Here is a 22,714-nt window from a genome sequence, read left to right as displayed (position 1 = left end):
GGGTAGACTAAGGGCGTTCCGATACGGAACGAACCGAACACGAAGGAGTGTGACGTGAGCTACGACGCCGACGTCATTGTCATCGGAGCCGGCCCCGTCGGCACGACCGCCCTCGCCCTGCTCGGCCGCCTCGGCGTGAGCGCGATCGGACTGGAGAAGGACCACGAGATGTGGCCCACCGCACGGGCCGTGCATTTCGATGGCGAGTCATTTCGCACGCTCCAGGCGCTGGGTGTCGCAGACGAGTTCCGCGAGGTCACCATCCCGATGAAGGACGTGGACATCATCAACGCCGCCGGCGAGGTCCTCGTGCACGCCGCGACGGATCGGATCGGCGACCAGGCATGGAACGAGCACATCAGCTTCCATCAGCCCGACATCGAGGGACTCATCCATGACGTGCTGGACGACACGTCCGGTGTGACCCTGCGCACTGGGGTCACCGTCAAAAAGGTCGAGGACGTCGGCGACGGGGTCGTCGTCACGTCGATCGACGACGCGGGCGCCCTCAGTGTGCTTCGCGCGAAGTGGGTCATCGCTGCTGACGGTGGCCGCAGCGAGGTCCGACGGGCCCTCGGGATCGAGACAGACAAGTACGGCGAGGACGAGCAGTGGCTGGTTGTCGACGGTCACCTCACCGACGCACCGGGTTATGACGTCGACATGATCCAGTTCGCGAGCCACCTGCGCCCCGCTCTCTGGTTGCGACTGCCCGGCACGCGGGTGCGCATGGAGTTCATGCTCGTCCCCGGCGACGATCCGCAGGAGATCGTGACCCCTGCTGCCGTCGAGAAGCTCAGCGACGGCATCCTGCCTCAGGACAGGTTCGCCCCCGACCGCCAGGCGATCTACACCTTCCGCGGGCGGATTGCACAGCGCTGGCGCAGCGGACGGATCTTCCTCGCAGGCGATGCTGCCCACCAGGCACCTCCCTTGTATGGACAGGGACTCTGCGCCGGTCTGCGTGATGTGGCAAACCTCGTCTGGAAGCTCGACTTCGTCAACCGCGGACTGGCCGACGACTCGCTGCTGGAAACCTATGAGAGCGAGCGAAAGCCGCACGCGACCTTCTGGGTCGAGACCGCGGCGAATCAGGCCGTCGCGATCCAGACGCTCGATCCCGAGATCGCCAAGGCACGCGACGAGTTCATCCGATCCCACCCCGAGGCGTCCGCCGTGCCGACATCGCCGGCGTTGGGGCCGGGGCTTCACGAGGGCGACAAGGATGAGCGGGCCGGCAAGCTCTCAATCCAACCCGTTCTCGCCGATGGCACTCGTCTGGACGACATGGTGGGCCTGCACTTCGTCGTTGCTGCCGAGCGCGCCGTTTACGAACAGCTTCCCGAGGCGATCAAGAACGCTCTGGACGAGGATGGCGACACGGTGACGCTGCTCGACCCGCTCAAGGTTGGCGAGCTGCTGTCCTCCGTCAACGCCAGGGCCCTCGTCATCCGGCCCGATCGGTACATCCTCGGTGTCGGCGACACCGCCGCTGACCTGGAGCGCCTCGTCCGGGGCATCCCCTCCATCGCGCACCTGACTGCGCCTGTGACCAGCTGAACCGCAAAGGAGAATCCCATGACATTCAGCCCAATCACCCACATCCGGCACTTCGACATCGCCGTTCCGGACTTCGACAAGCAGATCGAGTTCTACAAGAACCATTGGGGCCTCACGGTGCAGCACGACGATGGTGACGTCGTCTACTTCGCCGCCGAGGGCTCGCCCGAGCAGTACATCACGCGAGTGCGCCGGGCGCAGGACAAGCGTCTCGACCTGGTCGCCTTCGGTGCAGCCGATCGGGAGTCCGTCGACACGCTCGCTCAGCAGTTGGCGACTTCCGGCGTTCCGCTGGTCTTCGAGCCGACCGACCTGCAGACGCTGGGCGGCGGCTACGGGTTCCGCTTCTTCGACCTCGAAGGCCGCACTGTCGAGGTGTCGACCGAGGTCGAGCACCGCAAGCACCGCAAGGTGGAAGCGAAAGAGGCTATCCCCGTCCGCCTCTCGCACGTCGTCCTCAACTCGAGCGAGCCGGAGAAGATGCGGGCGTGGTACGAGAAGCACCTCGGGTTCCGCCTGTCGGACACGTTGAACCACCCTCATGCAGGTGACCTCTTCTACTTCATGCGCTGCAACTCGCAGCACCACTCGATGGCGATCGCGCGAGGCCCGCATGCCTCCCTGCAGCACGCGTCGTTCGAACTGCGCAGCCTCGACGACTACATGTACGGCAGTGGGCGAGTCATTCGCGCGGGCTACCGGAAGATCTGGGGTCCGGGCCGGCACCGCGCGGGCGACAACACCTTCACCTACTTCATCGACCCCAATGGCAACACGATGGAGATGACTACCGAACTCGAGATCCTCGACGAGGACTCCTGGCACCCGCACATCTACGACGTGCAGGAGCCCGAGACGAGCGACCAGTGGGGGACCGGCGGAGACATGGACGAGTTCATTACCAAGGAGATGTTCAACGACTCCGACAACGACCACCTCTTCGTCGCTCCGCCGGTCTGATCCGTGGACTCCTTCTCGATCGGGGCCGTAGAGGTTGACGGCTCTGCGTTCCCTGCTGTCTTCCGCGGCGATGATCTCTACGATGTGCGCCAGGTGCTTCCCGGCATCTCTAGCACTCGGCAACTCTTCGCGGAGTGGGATGTCAACCTTGACGCGATCGCGGCACATCTGGAAAGTCCAGTCGCCGCACCGCAGTCGCTCAGCGCGCTGACGCGCGCCGGGCGACTGCGGATCTTGCCGCCGCTCCAACCGATGGGCACGATCTTCGCGGCGGGTGTGAACTATCGCGAACACATCATCGAGATGGCGGTGGCGCACAAGCTCGGGAAGACCGGCGCGTCCGACGAGCAGTTGCGCGCCGATGCCGCAGCCGACATCGATGTTCGTGTCGCGGAGGGTGACCCGTACGTCTGGGTCGGGATCCCCTCTGCCGTGTCCGGCGCCCGCGACGACGTCCAGCTTCCCGACTTCGGCACGGACGTCGACTGGGAGGCGGAGCTCGGCGTTGTCATCGGCAGACGAGCACACCGCGTCGCAACCGAGGACGCGCTCAACTACGTCGCCGGATACGTCATCGTCAATGACATCTCGGCCCGGAGCCTCGTCCCTCGTGAGGATATTGCGAAGATAGGCACGGACTGGTTCCGGGCGAAGAACCAGCCCACGTTCTTCCCTGTCGGGCCGGTGGTGGTGCCCGCCCGCTTCGTACCGGACCCTTCCGACCTCAGCATTCAGCTCCGCCTCAACGGCGAGCTCATGCAGGATTCTTCGACGTCCAACATGGCGTTCGGTGTGAGCGAGCTGATCTCCTACGTTTCATCGGTAGCGATCGTCGACCCGGGCGACCTGCTTATCACCGGCTCGCCGGCAGGCAACGGATCGCACTGGAATCGGTTTCTCCAGGACGGCGACGTCATGGAGGTGACGATCACCGGACTCGGCACGCAGCGAACCGCTGTGCGGGGCCCAAGCGGAATACTTCCGCCATGGCAGGCCTCGCGTCCCAGCAAGGTCGGGGCATGACGCTGCGGCTTTCGTACTTCGTTCCACCCGCGCCGCTCGTCGTGGCCCAGGAACTCTCCCTTGCAGGTGTGTCGGACTTGTCGGAGGAGGTGACCACCGGCAGTCCCGCCCAGCTCGCCGGTCTTCTCGACGGCACGATCGACGTCGTGGTGACCGCGATCGACAACCTCTTCGAATGGGTCCGGGCGGGAGCAGATGTTCGACTGGTCGCACAAGTCGAATCGACGACTCCGCTCGCGATCTTCGCGCGGCCGGACATTGACACGATCGCTGAGCTGGCCGGCAAACGTTTCGGGGTGGATGCGTTCGCGAACGGCTTCGCGCTCGTCGCGCGCTGCCTCCTCGCCGATGCGGACGCGGAGGTCGAGTACGTCGAGGTCGGCGGCGTGAAGCAGCGCTTGGAGGCTTTGCTCGCGGGTGAGGTAGACGCCACACTTCTGGGTCCTCCGTTCGACGCGCGTGCGCTAGCGGCGGGCCAGAACCAGATCTGCAGCATTCAAGAGGAGTTTTCGGCGTTTCCAGGTCAAGGTGTCATCGTCCGACGAGAGTTGCTTGCTTCGGCGGACGTGGTGGCACTCCTCGACGCCCTACGTCGTGGCGGTGCGCTGAACGTCGACCTTGCCGGGCTTGAGCTGTTGACCGACATCCGCCGCAAGCTTGGTGTGCTACCTGAGGGAGTGGAGCTCAGGTCACTCGTCGCGTAGGAGTCGGTGCAAGCTCAGTTGATTCAACTTTCTAATACGATACGCACCGTACCGCACGCGTGATAGATTGCAGATGCGGGTGATGAGGCCCGCGATTCGATGAGGAGATTCATGTCGACCAGCACCACAGCCGCCGAGGTTCTTGGTCAGCCGCTGACGATCAACAAGCTGGCGATCAAGAACCGCATCTTTCTCGGACCGATGGCGGTGCTCCAGCCCACCGAAGATGGTCGGCCGAGCGACCAGTCGATCGCGTTCCTGAAGCGACGCGCGGAAGGCGGCGCTGGTGCCGTTTTCGTCGGCGGGTCCGTCGCCACGGCACGCGCCTTCCGCGAATCTCCCTTCGCTCCCAACATTCGCTACGACGAGGATGAGTTCATTCCCGACCTGAAGCGTCTCGTCGACGAACTGCACGCGACAGGCACCGATGTGAAGGTCTTCGCTCAGCTGTTCCCCGCGTTCGGGCGTATGGGCGTTCCGCGCGAGGGCAACTGGATCACCTCGGCGTCGCCCAAGTCAGTGGAGTTCGGCGCGGCAGGCCTTCCCGATCACGTGTACATCCCCGGCGGCCGTGTGACACCGCTGCCTCACGAGGCGACGCACGAAGAGATCGCGGAGCTCCAGCAGGCGGTGGTGGATGCCGCGCGCCGTGCCACGACGGCCGGCTTCGACGCCATCGAGATCGCAGCGCACATGTGCTATTTCTACTCATCGTTCCTGTCGACGCTGTCCAACTTCCGAACCGATGAGTACGGCGGATCCGTGGAGAATCGTGCGCGCATCCTCAGGGATGTTGTAGCCGCGGTGCGTGCAGAAATCGGCCCCGATGTCGCGCTCGGCTTGCGTTTGAGCGCGAACGACCACATGCCCGGTGGCCAGGGACCGGACGGCTTCGCTGCGGTCACCGCCGAGATTGCGAAGGCCGGCCTCGACTTCGTCGCGCTGACAGACGGCAACTACGAGTCGATGAAGGACAACGTCACCAGCGAGTCCGGAAAGATGCTCCGAGAGGGCGAGCCGCAGGAGTTCCGCAGGGCTCTCGGTCCGGACATCACCATCCTCCTCAGCAGCACCCCCGATCCGGAGCAGGCTGCTGCCGCGATCGCGGACGGCACCGTGGACGCCACGATGCTCGCGCGGCAGATGCTTGCCGATCCCGACTACGCCGCAAAGGTGCTCGAAGGTCGTGTCGCGGAAATGGTCTGGTGCGACCACGCGAACTCGTGCATGCGTCGGCTGATGACCCAGGTACCGGTGCAGTGTCACAAGAACCCCGACATGGGCCGCGAGAGTCCCTCGGCGCGCCGATCGAACGCGGGACAGGACCTGTTCATCTGGGCCGCAGGTAACCCGTTGCTCATGTTCATCGCCGATAAGGCCGCGCGTACTGCGCAGAAGATCAAGCCGGCGCGGGCTGGCGCGCACTGATTGGAGTCCACGATGTCGAGTCCTGCCTACAAACTCACCCTGCTGCTCAAGGCTCGCGAAGGGCTCGATCCGGACGTCTTCGCCGACCGATGGCTGAAGCTTGAGGCGGCGGACCCTCTGACGGCGCCTGGCCTGGTGGGCCACGTGTTCAATCGCCCGCTTCTGGGCGTCGCGCCAATCGTCAACGCATCCAGCGGGGTGTACGACGCAGCACAGGAGACCTGGTGGGAGAGGAAGAACGACGCAGCCGATTGGTTCGTGTCTCGCGCCTTCCCCGCGTGGTTGGCTCTGCGCACCCCGCTGCTAGCCGCACGGCCGGATGCTGTCGGCGGCCAGCCGAACGTGATCTGGGAGCAGGCAGAGGAGGAACCCGGCGAGACCGTGAAGGTGATCACGGTCCCGGTAGCCCGGCGTAGCCTCACCGTCGGAGAGTTCTCCGAGTACTGGACCGGCACGCACGCCGAACTCGCTCTGCAAGGCCCCGGCACCAAGGAGCGGCTCGTCCGGCTTGAGGATACGCCTGCCCAGCCGACGCCGAGCCCTTTCACAAAGAACCGATATGACGGCGTAGGGGCGATCACCTTCTCGTCGGAGGCGGCGCTGGCCGCGGAGTTCGACTCGGACTACTACCGCAACACCCTTGCCCCCGACGAGTCGCGATTCAGCGATCCGGTCTTCTCGACCGTCCTGGTGACCCGGCCCGTCGCACTCCTGTGAGGAAGCGTTCCGTGAGGTCCATCACGAAATCGAAGGCCTAGCTATTTGGAAATAGCTATGTTCTCATAGATGTATGCACGCTAATGGTGTCGTGATGCTTCCGGAGGTCGAGGCCGTCCTAGATCCGGAGGCAGAAGGAGTGGAGGTTCTTGCCGACCTCGTCCTCAATGTCGGACGCAAGATCCAGGCTCGGACCGTTGCAGAAGTGGGTCCTGCCGTGCTCACTCACCTTGAAGTGCTGGTGCTCCGGCACGTGGCGCGACAGCCAGGCGTGACGCCGACGGCGCTCGCCCGACAGCTCAGCCTCAAGAGCAGCAACACCAGTGCTGTCTTGCGCTCACTGGAACATCACGGACTCGTCGCGCGCACGACCGACTCGTCCGATCGCCGCATCGTGAGAGTGATTCCGACCGAGGCGACTGGCCGGATGGTGGGAGACGTCAGCCGATACTGGGAGGGTCTGCTCGGCTCGCTGATTCCGGAAACCCATCTCCATGCCGCCCTCATTGCACTGCGCGCGCTTGACGCGGCTTTGGAAGATTGAGTGGACGGGGCAATGGATCTCAGCCGGATCGACTTGAATCTGCTGGTCGCGCTTGATGCACTGCTGGCCGAGCGCAACGTTACTCGGGCGGCATCCCGACTGTACGTCGGGCAGTCCACCATGAGCGCCACCCTCGGTCGGCTGCGGCAGCTCTTGGGCGACCCAATCCTCGTTCGCGAAGGCCGGGAACTGGTCGCAACTCCATTCGCCGAGTCGCTGGCCGCACCGTTGGGCGAGGTCCTGGCGCAGCTGTCGCAGCTCGTCTCCCAGCGTCCGGGGTTCGATGAGAAGACCTCCAGTCGTGCGTTCCGGATCATGGCGACGGAGTACTCGACGACGATCTTCCTGCAACCGCTCCTCACCCGATTCGCGCACGAGGCGCCTCATGTCGAACTGCGTTTCTCTACGCTGAGCCAGGACTACGCAGACCAGATGCGCCGCGGCGAGGTGGACCTTCTCGTCTACCCGCTCGAGTCGCTGCAGGATTCCGACCGGTTCGAGAACGCCGCGCTGTTTCGCGACCGGTACGTCCTGCTCGCAGACGAAGCCAACGAGGCCGTCAAAGACAAGGCCACAGTTGAACAGCTCAGCACGTTGCCCTACCTCGCGATGACCTTTGATGGCCGGCCTTCTTACGTCGACATCCAGCTCCAGGAGCTCGGCATACAGACCAACCGCCTCGTGGTGGCTGCGGGCGCGCTAGGGCCCTTTCTCATCCGGGGCACCGATGTCATCACAATCACCCATGAGTCGCTGGCCCGTTTCGCTGCGGAGGAGACCGGGACGCTTCGCGTGCTGGATCTGCCCGTCGAGTTGGCTCCCATGACGGAGTCCATGGTGTGGTTGCCGCGATACACGCGCGATCCCGCCCATGAATGGCTCCGCAGGACCATTGTGGACGCTGTCGAGCAGTACGGCCGTGGGCGGTGGGGTCGAGACATGACGGCTCCAAACGCCGATTGAGGCATCGGTACAGACGATAGCTGCGCATTCAACTATCAATTTCCCAAATCCCTGCCGCCTTCTTACCGTTGAAGTGTCAGGCCACCGAACTACCGATCGTGGCGCAAAGGAGCGTTTCCATGGCTACAAAGACCGCTGTCCCGTCGTTCGACGCCGACTTCATCTCCCTCGAGGTCGCGACCGACCCCTATCCGGTGTACACGGAGCTTCGCGGGCTCGGCCCGGTCGTCTGGCTCGAGAGCTTGGGGATGTACGCCGTCACCCGTGACGTGCTCGCACGCGAGGTTCTCTCGAACCCGGCGATCTATTCGTCGGCAAAGGGAGTCTCGACGAACCCGGGGCTGAACGAGCAGAGCGGCGGAGCGATGCTCATCACGACTGACGGCGCACAGCACCGGGAGCTTCGCGAGGTCTTTCGCAAGCCCTTGCGCCCCAAGGCGCTGCAGGAAATCACTGGACGGCTCACTGAGGAGGCGACCTCGCTCGTCGACCGACTCACCGGTAGCGGGACCTTCGAAGGCGTCAACGACTTCGCCTGCCACCTGCCGCTGACCATCGTTTCCCGTCTCATCGGCGTCCCGGAGGAGGGCCGAGAGCACCTGCTGGACTGGGGCACGGCCTTCATCGAGATGGCGGGTGGCGACAACGATCGTGGCCGCGCGGCGGCACCTCGCGCGATGGAGATGATCCAGTGGGCCACGGAGAACATCACGCCCGAGCGGGTGTCGAAGGGCGGGTGGGCACACCAGCTGATCGAGGCTCACGAAGCGGGCGGACTCGACCAGGAGTGGATCGTCCGGCTCACGATCGACTACATCATCGCGGGTCTTGACACGACGATCAGTGCAACCAGCAGCCTTCTCTACCAGCTCGGCCGACACCCCGAGCAGTGGAATCTGCTCCGGGAGAACCCTGGACTGATCCAGTCGGCCATCGGCGAGGCTGTGCGGCTCGAGAGCCCGCTCCAGGCGATGTCCCGCGTGACGACACGCGACGTCGAGCTCGGCGGCGTCGAGCTGGCGGAGGGCTCGCGCGTCGTAGTGATCTTCGGTTGCGTCAACCGCGACGAAGAGCGCTGGGAGCGGGCGGACCAGTTCGACATCACGCGTCCCGACGCCACCGAGCATCTGGCATTCGGCCTCGGGGAGCACGCCTGCGTCGGTCAGGGACTCGCGAAGCACGAGATCCAGACGCTGCTCAAGGCGATGATTCCCACGGTCTCCGAGATCGAGGTCGATGAGCCGGCGTGGCACCCGCTGAACGGCGCCCGCGTCCTCTCCAGCCTTCCCACGAGATTCAACTGAACACATTCCGCAATTTGCTGTACGATACGTATCGGACGCTTTAGGTCCGACCGGATGCAAAGGAGCACCACACATGCCGGCACGAATCCTGGCCGCCAAGGTCAGCGACGTCCCTGACGGCGAGGCCATCGTCATTCCGCGGGCCCTGACCGGAACAGTCGACGACATCGCGCTCTTCCACGACAGCGGAGAGTACTTCGCGTTGGACAACACCTGCTCGCACGAGCTCGCGTCCCTCGCCGAGGGATGGATCGAAGGCGGCGTGGTGGAGTGCCCGATGCACACGGGCAGGTTCTGCCTCCGAGACGGCAAAGTGCAGTCCGCACCTGCTACGGAGGACGTCGCTTCGCACGGGGTGGAGGTGGATGGCGATGACATCGTCATCCTCCCCAACCCCGAACGAATCGCCGAGCCGTGACTGGCCACCCGGAGTCGGTCGTCATCGTAGGCGGCGGAGTTGCCGGCTACACCCTGGCCGACGCCCTGCGCGCCCGCGGTTTCGCCGGACGTGTCACGATCATTGACCGCGAACCCGCCCTCTACGATCGTCCGCCCCTTTCGAAGGCGGCCTTCATCGACGACATCGGTCTGCACGATCTGGCCTTCTCGACCGACCCTCACCTTGAGGAGCGCGGTATCGAGGTCATCTCCGGTCGAAGCGTGGTCGCGCTCGAAGACGGGGGCGCTCAGCTGGACGACGGTCGTCTGATCGCGGGCGACGCACTGGTGCTCGCCACCGGCGGCAGCGCGCGACAGATCCGCTTCCCCGGGCACGATGCTCCGATCGTTCACACGTTGCGAACGTTCGATGACGCGTCTCGGATCCGGGCTGCGGCACGGCCGGGAGCCCGAATCCTCGTCGCCGGGGCGGGACTGATCGGCGCTGAGCTCACCTCCTCGCTGCTGACTCTCGGAGTCGACGTCACCCTCGTCGACCCCGTCGAAGTGCCGATTGTTCCTGCCGCAGGCGTGGCGATCGCGCAGCGCCTTCACGCCATGCACGCCATGCGTGGCGCCGACGTGAGAATCGGCCTCATCAGCGAGGTCGTGCGCGAGGGGGAGGGGTGGACCGCGATTCTCGCGGACGACACGCGCCTCGCCGTGGATGCGGTGGTCGTTGGCGCCGGACTCGTTCCGAACGTCGAGCTTGCCGAGGCAGCGGGCCTAGAGGTCGAAGACGGCATCGTCGTCGACGAGCGACACCGGGTGTCCGACGGCATCTACGCGATCGGAGACGTCGCGCGCGTCCGTGACGCGGACGGTGTCCTGCATCGACGCGAAGAGCACTGGGAGGCCGCTCAGCATGACGCGCAGGAACTCGCCGCCCTTCTGGTCGGCGAGGAGCCCGAACCGCGAAGCGCGCCGTGGTGGTGGTCTGACCGCTACGACGTGCACGTCGAGGGCGTCGGGCGGATGACCGGGCCTGGCGAGACCGTGTTGCGAGGAGAGACCGTCGCATTCCATGTCGACGGCGACCTGCTCGTCGGCGCAGTCTCAATCAACGACACCATGACAGTTCGCGCGGCGCGCCGGCTCATCGATCAGCGGATCCCCGTCTCGCGAGTCGACCTCATGGATCCGTCTGTGTCGCTGAGGGGCCTGCTGCGTGTGCCGCGCTGAACGAATCCCGAACCACCAACCGTCCATGGGTGCGACCCCGCACCAAACCCGTTGCCACCAACCCTCGTCGAAGGAGACGATTAATGTCCGCCGTCGCTAGCTTCCTTGAGTCGATCAGCCCGCAGCAGCTCTTCGAAGACCCGTACCCGATCTATGAGCAGCTGCGAAGGGATGCCCCCGTCGCGTATATCCCGCAATTGCACCTGTACTGGATCACCAAGCACGAGGACGTCGCCGAAGTCGTCTCGGAGAAGGAGCCGTGGGTCTCCGGCGGTGGCAACACGAGCGAGCGCATGGAGCGCAGTCTCGGCAAGCCGGTGATCACTCTGGTCGGTGGAGAGGTGCACGATGAACTGCGGTCCGGTGTCGACCGAACCCTGCAGCCTCGCCCGATCACGAGGGTTGTGGAGCAGTCCATCCGCCCGATCGCACGATCCCGCGCACAGGAGCTGGCAGCCCGGGGCGAGGCCGACCTCGTCTCGGAGTACTTCGAGCCGGTCAGCGTCGAGGCGCTACGTCATGTGATGGGCCTGGACCCGTATGTCGACTCTGACACGCTGATCCGCTGGTTCAAGCAGCTGGCCGGCGGTGCCGGCAATCTCACGAACGACCCGGCGGTCTGGGAAGCCAACGACGCCGCAGCTCGTGAGATCGAGGATCTGCTGCTGCCGGTCCTCGACGATCTCGCCTCCAAGCCGGAAGAGGAGACGATGCTCTCCCACATGCTTTGGGCAGGTCGCACCGATGGAACCCCCCGCGACAAGAACCACATCCTCTCGACCGTCAAGATCATCCTTCTGGGCGGCATGCAGGAGCCCGGGCACGCGGCATCCTCGACCTCGTTGGGCCTCTTCGAGTCGGACCAGTGGGGACTGCTGCGCGAAGACGGCGGAAAGTGGATTCCGCAGGCCGTGCTCGAGGGGCTGCGCTGGATTGCCCCCATCGGAACCACCGGACGCACCCCGAGCCGTGACTTCGAGTTCCGGGGCGTTCCGCTCGCAAAGGGCGCGCCCGTCGAGGTGATCCTCGCGTCAGCGAACCGCGACGAGCGGGTCTTCCGCGAGCCCAACGTGTTCGACATCGAGCGCAACGAGAAGGACCAGCACCAGGCGTTCGGTGGCGGCCAGCACTTCTGTGCCGGTCACTTCTTCGGCCGTCAGGTGCAGCGGATCATGTTCGAGGAGCTGCTCGCAGCCACCAAGGACATCACCCAGAAGCCTGGCGCCCCGACCCCGGTCAACGGCTGGGTCTTCCGCGCGCCGCGCAGCCTTCAGGTGGATCTGCACGTGAACTGAGCAAGAGAGCACCCGGCCACGTCAGCGGTCGGGCGGATGACGGCCCGTAGCGGTGGGTCGTCGAGGGGACGGAAGGGCGGAATCGGCGCCCTCCGTCCCCTTTCGCGTGGGCGTCCCGTGCGCTGGGCGCTGCTTCGCGGGCGTCCTCTTTGCGAAATGATGTCTCCGCAACGCACGCTCGAACGGTCTTCCATGGGGACTGCACGAGTTCGATGACGACGTCTCAAACTGCACACGCTATCGAGAGCACCCTGACGTCGCGATCGTCGGTCCCGGATAACTGGGTTTCTGGCGTCACTTCATCCGGATTAGCTGTGTCCTTCACAGCGTTCGGCGCAGGCGTTCCCGGCGTGGCGAAAGTCTCGACCGGGCGGTCGTGTGCCGACATTCCGGACCCGTCTTCTATGCGCGCTCTTCGGTGGTCGCGCAAGGTTGAGCCGCGGGAGCGAGGGCAAAGGCCAGGACGAATGAGGAACCGGGGCCAGCGTGGGCGCGGTCGACCGCGGTCCCTCGTGCGCGTACATCGATGCGTAGGGCCACCCCGTCTCACGGCGCCCTAACGGGGAGCATGACGAAAGTGCGCACCCGGGGGTCCCGGGTGCGCACTTTCGTTGATCGTCTGGGCCTACTTCCCCGCGGACGGATCGGTAAAGAACTCGTCGAGCAGTGCCTCAGGAAGCAGTGTTCCCGGCGGGTTCTCGAGGCCGGTCGGGTCGGTGTAGTCCGCCGACGGGTCGGCGATCTCAGCGAGGTTGTCCCGGTCGACGATCACCGGAGCGTAGACGATCTGGTTCACCTTCGGCCCGCCTCCGGCGAGGATTCTCTTGCCGACGGAAACGGTCGCTGCGGCCTGCTGGGTAGCGGAGGTCGTGCTTCCGTAGTACGGGTAGTCCGGGTTGTCCAGCGCCCAGTTCGCGAAGCCTTGGCTGCCTCCGATGTCGTTGATCGGGGGAATCGGGTCGATACCGGACTCCTGGAAGGCGGTGAAGGTAGGCAGGCCCATGGTGCCGTCTTGCAGTACCGCGTCAACACCAGCCGGGTTTGTCGCGAGGTACTTCAGCACCTCGGCCTGTGTAGTGGCGGGGTTGAACAGGCCGGCAACCTCGCCCACGACGTTGATGTCGGGGCAGAACTCGAGCACATTCTCGATGCCCGTGTTGGCGTCCAGAGTCGATCCGATGCCGGGAACGCCAACGACGCGCAGCAGGTCGCCTTCGCCGATGCTGCTGAGCACGCCGGCACCCGCGATCATCGACTGGAGCACGCCGTTCATCGCGACATTCACCGCGTAGGGAGAGTCGACCGGAAGCTGCACGGTGACCACCGGAATACCGGCGTCGTACGCCGACTTGATCGTCTCGATCGCGGCTTCGGGCGCCGCCGGCAGGTAGAAGATGATGTCGGGCTTGAGTGCGATGGCCTCCTGCAGCTGCTGGATCTGCAGTGGCACGTTGCTCGTGACGTCGGGGGCGAGGTTCGCGATGACCTCGATGCCTTCAGCCTCGAGGTCGTTGATCAGGTTCTCCTGGAGGGTCGCGATGAAGGGGTTTGCCGGGGGGTGTCCGACGTAGGCTGCTGTCCATCCCTCGGTCTTGCTGGACTTGTAGTCGGCCACGTCCCGCTGAGTGGTGGTCTTTCGTTTCCACTCGATGATCAGCTGGTTGCAGTTTAGGCGGCCGTGATCTCGGGCAGCATCACCGCGTCCTCGACCGAGTTGGTGGCGGCGAGTTCGGCCATAGACGCTTCGGAGAAGTAGCGGCGGTCGCCGGCTTCCCATTCGTCGTGCTGCTCGATCAGAACGGCGCCGGTCAGGCGCAGCAGGCTGGCAGCGTTCGGGAACACTCCGACGACGTCGGTGCGACGTTTGATCTCCCGGTTCAGCCGTTCCAGCGGGTTCGTCGACCAGATCTGCCGCCAATGCCGGGCTGGGAAGTGCTTGAACGCCAGCACGTCGGCTCGGGCATCGTGGAGCATCTCAGCCGCCTTGGGGTGAACGCGGTCGATCATGCGTGCAACCTCATCGAACTGTGCATCAATGTGCTCAGCGTCGGGTTGGGCGAAGATCGTGCGGATGATCGAGGCGACCATCTCCTGCCGACCCTTGGGTAAGGCGGTGAGCACGTTGCGCATGAAGTGCACGCGACACCGCTGCCAACTGGCTCCCTGCAACACCACTGCGGCGGCTGCTTTCAAGCCAGCGTGTGCGTCGGAGATCACCAGCTTCACCCCGCCAAGGCCTCGGGCTTTCAGGGACCGTAAGAATGCTTTCCAGAACTCCTCGGTTTCGCTGTCGCCCACGTCGAAGCCGAGCACCTGACGGTGCCCGTCAGCGGTTATCCCGATCGCGACGACAACCGCTTGGGACACCACCCGACCGTCGATGCGAACCTTGCAGTAGGTGGCGTCCAGGAAGACGTAGGGGTAGGCGATCTGGGACAGGGAGCGGTCGCGGAATGCCGCAACCGTCGCGTCAAGGCCTTCGCAGATGCGCGACACCTCGGACTTCGAGATGCCGGTGTCGGCGCCGAGCGCTTTGACCAGGTCGTCGACTTTGCGGGTGGACACGCCGTGCAGGTAGGCCTCCATCACGACGGCGAACAGCGCCTGATCAACCCGACGGCGCCTCTCCAACAGCGACGGGAAGAAACTGCCGGCCCGTAGCTTCGGGATTCGTAACTCCAGATCTCCCGCAGTGGTCGACAGGGTGCGCAGCCTCGCCCCGTTGCGGGTAGCGGTGCGCTCGACGGTGCGCTCGTAGGGTCCGGCACCGATCACCGACGCGGCTTCAGCGTCGATGAGTTCTTGGTAGAGCCGTTCGGTCATCTGACGGATCCGGTCGGTGGTGTCGGTGAGTTTCAGCTCGGCGAGCAGCTCGAGCAGGGCAGACTGATTGAGGGCCATCGTGCGATCTCCTGTCGTGAGTAACTTGGTCGTTCTCACTGACCATCGCACGGTGGCCCCCCACGTCAATGACACGACGCTCAAGACCGGAAAGTCCACCACTCAACGGGACTCAGGCCTTGTAGTCGATCCACGCCGACTCCTCCACTGCGAGCGGATAGGCGTTGAACGCTGCTTGCGCGTCCTCAGAGAAGTCAGCTAGCAGGTTGCCGGGATCGGTCGCGCCGAGATCGGGGATCGTGCCGCATTCGTCTGCGGCGGCATCACCTGTGCTGCCACCGCCGCCTCCCGTTGCGGGGGCCGAGCATCCCGCGAGGGCGAGAACGCCCGCAGCGATCAGCGCAGCACCGGTGCGGGCCCAGCCGGTTGCGCGTTTCTTGGTTGCCATGATTCGAGGACCTCTTCCTTGAGTTCATCTGCGCGATGTGCATTTCGCGCCTCTCGAGCACAAGCTACACACGTTCGATACGATCCGTCTAGTATCTGTTATGGTGATGCTGCTTTCATCCCCGTATTGACAACTCGACGAGGAGTGTGGATGTGAACGAGGGCGCCCGTGGTTTACGTCTGTCCGGGATCGGCAAGCGCTTCGGCGCGACCCGCGCCCTCGTGGACGGCGAGCTGCATCTCGCTCCGGGGGAGGTGCACTCGCTTCTCGGCGAGAACGGTTCGGGGAAGAGCACGCTGGTGAAGATCATCGGTGGTGTCCACAGGCCTGACACGGGCGAGTTCACACTCGATGGAAAGCCCGTGACCCACGCCAACCCTGCGCAAGCCAGCGAGCTGGGCATCGCGGCCGTGTTCCAGGAGGTGCTCACCGCTCCTAGCCAGTCGGTACTGGACAACATCTGGCTCGGCACCGACGGGGTGTTCCGTCGCAGGTACACACGAGCGCAGCGGCGCGACCGCGCGGCTGAGGTCCTGGAGCGGCTCGTTGGCGGCCTCCCGCTTAGTGCGCCCGCTGGGCAGCTCTCGCTCTCCGAACGCCAAGTGGTGTGCATCGCGAGAGCACTCGTCCGCGATCCGCGAGTGCTCGTCCTCGACGAGTCCACCGCCGCACTCGATGTTCAGACCCGAGATCGGCTGTTCGCAGAAATGCGTCGTCGCACCGCGGAGGGGTGCAGCATCCTCTTCATCACACATCGGATGGACGAGGTGGAGGAAGTCTCCGACCGGGTGACTGTGTTGCGCTCTGGTCGCACGGTCTCGGTACGCGACCGCGCGGAGATGTCGATTGATCAGCTCATCCTCGACATGAGCGGGGTCGCCCATACGGCTGGGTCAGGCAATCGCGAGCGCGAGCTCGGACCCATCACGCTGCGCGCCGAGGCACTCCGGCTTGCCCCAGACGCGGAGCCGATCGACTTCGAACTGCGAGCGGGGGAGCTGGTGGGTTTGGCCGGGCTGGAAGGGCACGGGCAAGACCGGTTCATCAAGCGTCTGGCGGGCGTTGTCGCCGGCGACGATGCCGTGCGCCGGGTCCGGCCCGACGGCGAGCTGCCTGTACATCGAGTCGGAGACGCCAGCCTGGGGATCGCCTACCTGCCACGCGAGCGTCGCGGGGAGTCGCTCTTTGAATCGCTGGCGATCCGCGAGAACTTCGCGCTGCCGACGATGCGCGAGGATTCAGCCGGTCCAGTCCTCAGCTGGAAGCGAATGTCGGCACGCTTCCAGGAGTACGTCGATTCACTCAAGATCCGCTTGGGCAAGGACACTGATCCCATCTCCAGCCTCTCAGGTGGCAGTCAGCAGAAGGTCTTGCTTGCGCGCTGGCTCGCGACCAAGCCGAACGTGCTTCTGCTCAACGACCCCACCCGAGGAGTCGACATCATGACCAAGCGCGAGATCTATGCCACTCTCGAGCGTCTCTGCGCACAGGGGATGAGCGTGGTCATGCTTTCGAGCGAAGTCGAGGAGCTCGTCGAACTTGTCGACCGGGTGCTCGTCTTCCGCAATCAAACGCTGTTCACCGAGATCCCTCGAACCGACCTCAGTGCTGAGGCGATTGTCGCGGCATACTTCGGCCACGGAACTGAGGCTGCAGCATGAACCGCGGACTTGCCTTCTTCCGAGAGCACACGTGGGCTTTCGTGCTACTCCTCGTCATCGTGCTGCTCATCCTCAATCTCGTCATCTCGCCGAGCGTCTTCTCGGTCCAGAGATTGCCCGCCACGCTTGCCACACTGGCGCCGTTCGTGCTGGTGAGCTTCGCCTCAACCCCCCAGATCCTGGGGGGAGGCGCCGATATCTCTGTCGGCCCGTTGATGGTGCTGGTCAACTGCATCTTCGTCGCCGTACTTCTCCCCGCGGGGCTCGGCGACCTCTGGATCTCGTTGCCTATCCTGCTACTCGTGGCCGCGGGCGTGGGCACGATCAGCGGCGTCCTTGTCACGATCTTGAGGCTCAACCCGCTGATCGCCACGACCGCGATGCTGTTCGTGGTCCTAGGCCTCGCACAGACGATCGCTGGCCGGCCCGCCTCCGCCCCGCCGAACTGGACAGGGGCCCTCGCCGGAGCCATCGGCTTCGTGCCGGGAGCGGTCGTCACGATGGGGGCAGCCGCCTTGATCTGGTTCGGCCTGACTCGTACGGCGTACGTTCGCAACCTGCTCGCGACCGGTGAGAGCGACGTCTCCGCGTATGGCTCAGGAGTGAATGTCACCGTCGTGCGGTTGCTGTCCTACACGCTTGGCGGCCTGTTCGCCGGGATCGGCGGCATTGCGCTCTCGGCGTTCCTGCAGACCTCGCTCGCGAACCTCGCCTCGACCTACGCGCTGCTCGGAATCGCCGCTGCCGTCCTCGGAGGCACCAGTCTGGCCGGCGGCCGCGGTGGGCTGTTCGGCGCCTTCCTCGGCGGTCTCGCGATTTACCTGTTGCAGCAACTGCTCACGGCGGCGGGCGTCAACCCCAGTCTCATTCAAGTGAGCTATGGTCTCATCCTCATCATCGCCGTGGTTCTCGGGGCGACTCTGCTCACCTCGAGGAAGAGATAGGAGATCGCATGTCCGACAACTCCTCAGTCACCGCTTCGCTGACCGCGCCTGGTGCTCGCCCCGGGGCATGGTCGCGTTTCCGCGAGTACGCGCTCGAACGGCCGGTTCTTCAGATCGTCATCCTCGTGGCGATGGCGACTTGGCTGATCGTCCTCATCCCTTCCGTCGCGACCAACTGGCGGGCGATCACGTCGATCCTCGTCATCGCATCACTGCTCGCGCTTGCCTCGTTGGGCCAGACGCTCGTGGTCATCGTGGGTGGCGTGGATCTCACGATCCCCGGCTACATCATGATTGGGGCGTGGCTCGCCGTGGACGGCACGGTGAAGCTCGGTCTTCCCCTTCCAGTCGCCCTGCTCGCCACGATCGTCATCTGCGGCGCGATCGGGGCCCTGATCGGCTTCATCTGTCACCGATGGAACATTCCCTCACTGATCGTCACACTCGGCGCGGGCGCGGCCCTATCCGGGACGGCCCTCGTGATGACAGCGGGGGACTTCAACGGAGCGCCGCCGGAGGAACTTCGCGGCCTCGCGTCGGCAGGCAGCACCACGTTCGGACTGCCGGTGCCGCCGATCATCCTCATCGTCATCGGTTGCGCCATCATTCTGTGGCTCGTGCTCAGTCGCACCGCCGTCGGTCGCCGGTTCTATGCGACCGGCATGAACATGCGGGCTGCCAACCTCACGCGCGTCAACTCCTCGCTGACGTGGACAGTAGTCTTCGCTCTCTCCGGGGCTGTCACGGGCGTCGCAGGCATGCTCATCGCAGGCTTTGGCGGGGGATGGACCCAGGGTCTCGGTGACCCCTATCTGTTCACGGGCCTCGCGGCAGTGTTGATCGGCGGAACGACCTTCGGATCGCCTCGCGGAACCTTCACGCGGACGGTGTTGGGCGCGCTCATCCTCACACTGCTGTCCACGATCATCCTCGGCTACCGACTCAATGAGGAACAGGGCCTCATCCTGTACGGCGTCATCATCATCGCGATGCTGACGATCTACGGTCGCGAGCGGCACGTGCGAGACCGCTTCTGAGCGGCCACCATCCGCTGACAGCGGAGCGGCACACCATCGCTGTCGGGTGGGCACTCGCGTGGTGAGCGCTGCCCGTGATTCCGCTGCGCGCAAGGATCCGTTGGTGTCGGTTCGTCAACGCCCGTTTCGCCCGCTCCCGCATCGACCTTGTCGATCGGCTCGAGCAACATTTCAGGAGGAAACATGAGCACTGTGCTTTCGGATGAGCTTCACGCGAAACTCGTCGCCGCACCCGTCGCCGGCCTGTCGCAGCAGCTGCGTGTACGTGGCATCCGCCAGGTCTTCATCGACGGACCCAAGTCCGACACCCCAGGTGCAAAGCTCGTCGGAACGGCGAAGACGCTGCGGTTCGTGCCGCTGCGTGAGGACCTGTTCCAGGCCCACGGCGGCGCCTACAACGCGCAGAAGCGTGCGTTCGACGCAGTCGAGCCGGGCGAGGTCCTCGTGATCGAGGCCCGCGGCGATGCTTCTTCGGGGACCCTCGGCGACATCCTTGCGCTCCGGGCCAAGGCTCGCGGAGCCGCGGGCATCGTGACCGACGGCGGCGTGCGTGACTATGCGACAGTCGCCGGGATTGATCTGCCGGTGTTCTCGCTCGGCGGGCATCCAGCGGTGCTCGGCCGCGTCCATGTGCCATGGGAGCACGACGTCACGATCGCATGTGGCGGTGCCACAGTGCAGCCCGGCGACATCATCGTCGGCGACGACGACGGCCTCATCGTCATCCCTCCCGCCGTCGCGGCTGAGGTCGCCGACGCCTGCCTCGCGCAAGAGGCCGAAGACGAGTGGGTTGCCGCCCGCGTCGACGAGGGCCATCCTCTGGAAGGACTGTTTCCGATGAATGCCGAGTGGCGCGCCCGCTTCGAAGCCTCCCAGGAGCGATGAGCACGCGCTCGGAGGCGACACCACGGAGGAGAACCGGATGCTGCAGCCCGACGACATCGAGACGATCGCGGATGAGCTGGCCGAGGCCGACCGCGCGCACAGCGTGATCCCGCGGATCACCGCGCGCCACCCGGAGGCGACCGTCGAGGATTCATATGCGATCCAGGGCCTGTGGCGCGATCGGATGATCGCATCGGGCCGCCGGCTCGTCGGCCGCAAGATCGGCCTCACCTCGAAGGCGATGCAGCAGGCCACCGGCATCACCGAGCCCGACTACGGCGTCATGTTCGACGACACCGTGTACGAGACCGGCGCCGAGATCCCGGTCGACCTCTTCTCGAACGTGCGCATCGAGGTCGAGCTCGCGTTCATACTGAGGCATCCGCTCGAGGGCCCCGACTGCACGCTCGACGACGCCCTCGCGGCGATCGACTACGCCGTGCCGGCGCTCGAGATCCTCAACTCGCACATCGAACTCGAGCGCCGCACGATCGTCGACACGATCAGCGACAACGCCGCGTACGGCGCGATGGTGCTCGGCGACGTGCGAAAGCGCCCCGACGAGATCGACCTGCGCTGGGTTCCGGGCATCCTGAGCCGCAACGGCGAGATCGAAGAGACCGGCGTCGCCGCGGGCGTGCTCGGCCACCCCGCGACCGGCGTGGCGTGGCTCGCGAACAAGTTCGCGCAGCACGGCGCGCGCCTCGAGGCAGGCGAGATCATCCTCGCCGGGTCGTTCACGCGCCCCATGTGGGTGCAGCGGGGCGATAGCGTCAGGTGCGACTACGGACCGATGGGAGTCATCGAATGCCGCTTCGTCTGACGCCGACCTTCAGAGCCGCCCTCGCCGAGACGTCCCGGCCCCTCGCGGGCATGTGGGTGTGCTCGGGCTCGCCCCTCGTCGCCGAGATCTGCGCGGGTTCGGGCCTGGACTGGCTGCTCATCGACATGGAGCATTCGCCGAACGGCCTGGAGTCCGTGCTCGCGCAGCTGCAGGCCGTCGCGGCCTACCCCGTCACGCCCGTCGTGCGCGTGCCGATCGGCGACGTGGTGACGATCAAGCAGGTGCTCGACCTCGGAGCCCAGAACCTGCTCGTGCCCATGGTGTCGTCGGCGGCGGATGCCGCGGCCGCCGTCGCGGCCGTGCGCTATCCACCGCGGGGCACACGCGGGGTGGGCTCGGCGCTGGCACGGTCGGCGCGGTGGAACCGCGTCGACGGCTACCTCGAGAACGCCGACGACCACGTCTCGGTGTTCGTGCAGATCGAGACGGCGGCGGGAGTCGAGGCCGCAGCAGAGATCGCCGCGGTCGACGGGATCGACGGCGTGTTCGTCGGGCCGAGCGACCTCGCGGCGTCGATGGGCCTCCTCGGCCAGCAGACGCACCCCGATGTCGTGGCCGCCGCGCTGAGCGGGTTCGATGCTGTGCGGGCCGCCGGCAAGCCGGTCGGCGTCAACGCCATCGATCCGGCCGCTGCCCAGGCGTACCTCGAGGCCGGCGCGTCGTTCGTGCTCGTCGGGGCCGACGTGGCGCTGCTCGCACGAGGCTCGGAAGCCCTCGCCGCACGCTGGGCTCCGGCATCCGCTTCCCCAGGCGAGCGTCCCTCGTACTGAGCGCCGCGCCCAAGCAGCAACGTCCCAGGTGCTAGTGCATGGGGAGGTACGGCCGCACGTTGTCGTAGCACTCAGCACAGATCGAGCACGTGCAGCGAGCGGATGCTGTGCTGCGTCAAGGTGCCCGGGCAGCCGTCCACTCAGCGTCCGGCAACCTGATGCACTCCGATAGCCCCCGGTCGGGGCCAACGCATCGACCGTTCAGAACGACGGCGGCCGCTCGAATCCCTTCGCCGGACGCCACGCATCCCAATGCTCGGCGAGACGGCCGTCCTTCACCCGAAAGATGTCGACGAGCATCCCGTTGGTGCGCGTCTCCTGTCGGACGACGAAGTCACCGTCCCCGATGATGTTCACTTCGAGCGTTCCATCAGCCGCGAGATCGCCCGTCAGCGGGAGAGGGATGACGTTCGTGAAGAAGTCCCGCACCCCCTCGCGGCCCTGGCCTGCGTCGGGGTTGTGCTGGATGTAGTCATCGGCTAGCAATTCGTCGAGTACCTCGAGATTGTCGCCCGGTCCATAAGGAACTTCCCGGAAGAACCGCTCCACCAGCTTCTTGTTCGCTTCGACCTGTTCGCTCGCCATTGATACGCACCTCGTTCATCTCAGCTTTGAGTCAGTGACGCTCCGTCACCGATACTGAACGTACTGTATCGCTATTGATGTTCAAGAGCCATCGCGCTACGTTCAGTGCTGTACGGCTCGTATCGTACACATCAGTTGCCGCGAACCGCGCAATCGAAGGAGATGACGGATGGCAGCCACGCAGCAGGACATCACCCAGCAAGAACGCAACAAGCAGGTCGTCGAGAGGATGTTCGAGGTCGTCTACGGCGACGGTACCAACTTCGAGATCTTGGACGAGATCGTCCCGGAGGACTACATCCAGCACAACCCAAGTGCCGGACAGGGACGCGACGGACTGATCAAGTGGTTCCGCGAGATCGTGCCGCTGCCGGAGTGGCTGGATGCGTCGGGGACAGTCGCAGTACACCTCATCGCCGAAGGCGACTTTGTCGTCCGGCAGGAGATTCGCACCCACGGTGTGCTTCTCGACGTATTCCGCTTCGAGGACGGCGTGGTCAAGGAGCACTGGGACGCCTTCCGTCCCGATCCCGGCACCGAGCGCCTGCCCGGCTTCTAGACGATCAAGCTGCCGCCTCGGC

22 protein-coding genes and 1 pseudogene are annotated in these 22,714 nt (G+C 65.2%); 19 read left to right on the top strand and 4 right to left on the bottom strand.

What is annotated here, in order from left to right; translation table 11 throughout:
* Positions 1-54 precede the first annotated feature (54 nt).
* The 12 genes from AOA12_RS16190 to AOA12_RS16135 all read left to right on the top strand — a co-directional run bounded on the left by AOA12_RS16190 (position 55) and on the right by AOA12_RS16135 (position 12,118).
* Positions 55-1,560 (top strand): bifunctional 3-(3-hydroxy-phenyl)propionate/3-hydroxycinnamic acid hydroxylase, encoded by a 1,506-nt coding sequence (locus AOA12_RS16190; protein WP_054685066.1) that lies wholly within the window; start codon positions 55-57, stop codon positions 1,558-1,560.
* An 18-nt stretch (positions 1,561-1,578) separates the two neighbouring features.
* Positions 1,579-2,520, top strand: coding sequence for a VOC family protein (locus AOA12_RS16185; RefSeq protein ID WP_054685063.1), 942 nt, complete (start codon positions 1,579-1,581; stop codon positions 2,518-2,520).
* A 3-nt stretch (positions 2,521-2,523) separates the two neighbouring features.
* The gene (locus AOA12_RS16180; protein WP_082406324.1) at positions 2,524-3,543 is read left to right on the top strand and encodes a fumarylacetoacetate hydrolase family protein; all 1,020 of its coding nucleotides are present in this window, start codon (positions 2,524-2,526) and stop codon (positions 3,541-3,543) included.
* The gene (locus AOA12_RS16175) at positions 3,540-4,247 is read left to right on the top strand and encodes an ABC transporter substrate-binding protein (protein WP_197280947.1); all 708 of its coding nucleotides are present in this window, start codon (positions 3,540-3,542) and stop codon (positions 4,245-4,247) included. The genes AOA12_RS16180 and AOA12_RS16175 overlap by 4 nt, the downstream gene beginning before the upstream one ends.
* Positions 4,248-4,358: 111 nt before the next feature.
* Positions 4,359-5,675, top strand: a complete 1,317-nt coding sequence (locus AOA12_RS16170; RefSeq protein WP_054685055.1) for an oxidoreductase — start codon at positions 4,359-4,361, stop codon at positions 5,673-5,675.
* A gap of 12 nt (positions 5,676-5,687) precedes the next feature.
* Positions 5,688-6,392, top strand: a complete 705-nt coding sequence (locus AOA12_RS16165) for an EthD domain-containing protein (protein ID WP_054685052.1) — start codon at positions 5,688-5,690, stop codon at positions 6,390-6,392.
* 94 nt (positions 6,393-6,486) lie between these two features.
* The gene (locus AOA12_RS16160; protein ID WP_054685050.1) at positions 6,487-6,936 is read left to right on the top strand and encodes a MarR family winged helix-turn-helix transcriptional regulator; all 450 of its coding nucleotides are present in this window, start codon (positions 6,487-6,489) and stop codon (positions 6,934-6,936) included.
* Between the two features lie 12 nt (positions 6,937-6,948).
* Positions 6,949-7,899 (top strand): LysR family transcriptional regulator, encoded by a 951-nt coding sequence (locus tag AOA12_RS16155; RefSeq protein WP_156366537.1) that lies wholly within the window; start codon positions 6,949-6,951, stop codon positions 7,897-7,899.
* A gap of 68 nt (positions 7,900-7,967) precedes the next feature.
* On the top strand, positions 7,968-9,203 hold the full coding sequence (locus tag AOA12_RS16150) for a cytochrome P450 (protein WP_156366536.1): 1,236 nt from the start codon (positions 7,968-7,970) through the stop codon (positions 9,201-9,203).
* Between the two features lie 73 nt (positions 9,204-9,276).
* Positions 9,277-9,621: a non-heme iron oxygenase ferredoxin subunit gene (locus tag AOA12_RS16145; RefSeq protein ID WP_054685044.1), complete on the top strand. Its 345-nt coding sequence runs from the start codon at positions 9,277-9,279 to the stop codon at positions 9,619-9,621.
* The gene (locus tag AOA12_RS16140; protein ID WP_054685039.1) at positions 9,618-10,823 is read left to right on the top strand and encodes an NAD(P)/FAD-dependent oxidoreductase; all 1,206 of its coding nucleotides are present in this window, start codon (positions 9,618-9,620) and stop codon (positions 10,821-10,823) included. Before AOA12_RS16145 ends, AOA12_RS16140 begins: the two co-directional genes overlap by 4 nt.
* An 83-nt stretch (positions 10,824-10,906) precedes the next feature.
* Entirely contained in the window at positions 10,907-12,118 is a 1,212-nt protein-coding gene (locus AOA12_RS16135; RefSeq protein WP_054685036.1) for a cytochrome P450, read from the top strand.
* Positions 12,119-12,743: 625 nt separating this feature from the next.
* Here AOA12_RS16135 and AOA12_RS16130 read toward each other — a convergent pair.
* From AOA12_RS16130 to AOA12_RS16120, 3 genes are all read right to left on the bottom strand, one after another.
* Positions 12,744-13,733: a substrate-binding domain-containing protein gene (locus tag AOA12_RS16130; RefSeq protein ID WP_054685034.1), complete on the bottom strand. Its 990-nt coding sequence runs from the start codon at positions 13,731-13,733 to the stop codon at positions 12,744-12,746.
* A 53-nt stretch (positions 13,734-13,786) separates the two neighbouring features.
* Positions 13,787-15,019 carry an IS256 family transposase gene (locus AOA12_RS16125; protein ID WP_054678500.1) on the bottom strand — a complete coding sequence of 411 codons (1,233 nt, stop codon included), beginning with the start codon at positions 15,017-15,019 and terminating at the stop codon, positions 13,787-13,789.
* 112 nt (positions 15,020-15,131) lie between these two features.
* Entirely contained in the window at positions 15,132-15,407 is a 276-nt protein-coding gene (locus AOA12_RS16120) for a hypothetical protein (RefSeq protein WP_054685031.1), read from the bottom strand.
* Positions 15,408-15,559: 152 nt separating this feature from the next.
* Between AOA12_RS16120 and AOA12_RS16115 the strand changes: the two genes are divergently transcribed.
* The 6 genes and pseudogenes from AOA12_RS16115 to AOA12_RS16090 all read left to right on the top strand — a co-directional run bounded on the left by AOA12_RS16115 (position 15,560) and on the right by AOA12_RS16090 (position 21,548).
* A complete protein-coding gene (locus AOA12_RS16115; RefSeq protein WP_054685028.1) occupies positions 15,560-17,068 on the top strand; it encodes a sugar ABC transporter ATP-binding protein in 1,509 nt (502 codons plus the stop codon).
* Positions 17,065-18,012, top strand: coding sequence for an ABC transporter permease (locus AOA12_RS16110; protein ID WP_054685025.1), 948 nt, complete (start codon positions 17,065-17,067; stop codon positions 18,010-18,012). The genes AOA12_RS16115 and AOA12_RS16110 overlap by 4 nt, the downstream gene beginning before the upstream one ends.
* Positions 18,013-18,020: 8 nt before the next feature.
* Entirely contained in the window at positions 18,021-19,049 is a 1,029-nt protein-coding gene (locus AOA12_RS16105; RefSeq protein ID WP_054685023.1) for an ABC transporter permease, read from the top strand.
* Positions 19,050-19,235: 186 nt separating this feature from the next.
* Positions 19,236-19,934, top strand: a pseudogene (locus AOA12_RS16100) (fumarylacetoacetate hydrolase family protein); the annotation flags it as partial.
* 37 nt (positions 19,935-19,971) lie between these two features.
* Positions 19,972-20,757 (top strand): 2-keto-4-pentenoate hydratase, encoded by a 786-nt coding sequence (locus AOA12_RS16095; RefSeq protein WP_054685020.1) that lies wholly within the window; start codon positions 19,972-19,974, stop codon positions 20,755-20,757.
* Positions 20,742-21,548: an aldolase/citrate lyase family protein gene (locus tag AOA12_RS16090; RefSeq protein ID WP_054685017.1), complete on the top strand. Its 807-nt coding sequence runs from the start codon at positions 20,742-20,744 to the stop codon at positions 21,546-21,548. Before AOA12_RS16095 ends, AOA12_RS16090 begins: the two co-directional genes overlap by 16 nt.
* A 201-nt stretch (positions 21,549-21,749) precedes the next feature.
* On the opposite strand, the gene AOA12_RS16085 is transcribed toward AOA12_RS16090, so the two are convergent.
* The gene (locus AOA12_RS16085; protein ID WP_054685015.1) at positions 21,750-22,133 is read right to left on the bottom strand and encodes a nuclear transport factor 2 family protein; all 384 of its coding nucleotides are present in this window, start codon (positions 22,131-22,133) and stop codon (positions 21,750-21,752) included.
* A gap of 169 nt (positions 22,134-22,302) precedes the next feature.
* Here AOA12_RS16085 and AOA12_RS16080 point away from each other — a divergent pair, with 169 nt between their 5' ends.
* Positions 22,303-22,692 carry a nuclear transport factor 2 family protein gene (locus AOA12_RS16080; protein ID WP_054685012.1) on the top strand — a complete coding sequence of 130 codons (390 nt, stop codon included), beginning with the start codon at positions 22,303-22,305 and terminating at the stop codon, positions 22,690-22,692.
* Positions 22,693-22,714: the final 22 nt, after the last annotated feature.

The sequence above is a fragment of the Microbacterium sp. No. 7 genome (assembly GCF_001314225.1).
Lineage (GTDB): Bacteria > Actinomycetota > Actinomycetes > Actinomycetales > Microbacteriaceae > Microbacterium.
Note: the sequence above shows the minus strand (reverse complement) of the source record. Positions and strands in the feature narration are given on the sequence as shown.

Excerpts from the sequence above, each read along its gene's own strand:
- AOA12_RS16185 (WP_054685063.1), top strand. The coding sequence starts at position 1,579 with ATGACATTCAGCCCAATCACCCACATCCGGCACTTCGACATCGCCGTT.
- AOA12_RS16175 (WP_197280947.1), top strand. The coding sequence starts at position 3,540 with ATGACGCTGCGGCTTTCGTACTTCGTTCCACCCGCGCCGCTCGTCGTG.
- AOA12_RS16170 (WP_054685055.1), top strand. The coding sequence starts at position 4,359 with ATGTCGACCAGCACCACAGCCGCCGAGGTTCTTGGTCAGCCGCTGACG.
- AOA12_RS16165 (WP_054685052.1), top strand. The coding sequence starts at position 5,688 with ATGTCGAGTCCTGCCTACAAACTCACCCTGCTGCTCAAGGCTCGCGAA.
- AOA12_RS16160 (WP_054685050.1), top strand. The coding sequence starts at position 6,487 with ATGCTTCCGGAGGTCGAGGCCGTCCTAGATCCGGAGGCAGAAGGAGTG.
- AOA12_RS16155 (WP_156366537.1), top strand. The coding sequence starts at position 6,949 with ATGGATCTCAGCCGGATCGACTTGAATCTGCTGGTCGCGCTTGATGCA.
- AOA12_RS16145 (WP_054685044.1), top strand. The coding sequence starts at position 9,277 with ATGCCGGCACGAATCCTGGCCGCCAAGGTCAGCGACGTCCCTGACGGC.
- AOA12_RS16135 (WP_054685036.1), top strand. The coding sequence starts at position 10,907 with ATGTCCGCCGTCGCTAGCTTCCTTGAGTCGATCAGCCCGCAGCAGCTC.
- AOA12_RS16125 (WP_054678500.1), bottom strand. The coding sequence starts at position 15,019 with ATGGCCCTCAATCAGTCTGCCCTGCTCGAGCTGCTCGCCGAGCTGAAA.
- AOA12_RS16120 (WP_054685031.1), bottom strand. The coding sequence starts at position 15,407 with ATGGCAACCAAGAAACGCGCAACCGGCTGGGCCCGCACCGGTGCTGCG.
- AOA12_RS16110 (WP_054685025.1), top strand. The coding sequence starts at position 17,065 with ATGAACCGCGGACTTGCCTTCTTCCGAGAGCACACGTGGGCTTTCGTG.
- AOA12_RS16105 (WP_054685023.1), top strand. The coding sequence starts at position 18,021 with ATGTCCGACAACTCCTCAGTCACCGCTTCGCTGACCGCGCCTGGTGCT.
- AOA12_RS16095 (WP_054685020.1), top strand. The coding sequence starts at position 19,972 with ATGCTGCAGCCCGACGACATCGAGACGATCGCGGATGAGCTGGCCGAG.
- AOA12_RS16090 (WP_054685017.1), top strand. The coding sequence starts at position 20,742 with ATGCCGCTTCGTCTGACGCCGACCTTCAGAGCCGCCCTCGCCGAGACG.
- AOA12_RS16085 (WP_054685015.1), bottom strand. The coding sequence starts at position 22,133 with ATGGCGAGCGAACAGGTCGAAGCGAACAAGAAGCTGGTGGAGCGGTTC.
- AOA12_RS16080 (WP_054685012.1), top strand. The coding sequence starts at position 22,303 with ATGGCAGCCACGCAGCAGGACATCACCCAGCAAGAACGCAACAAGCAG.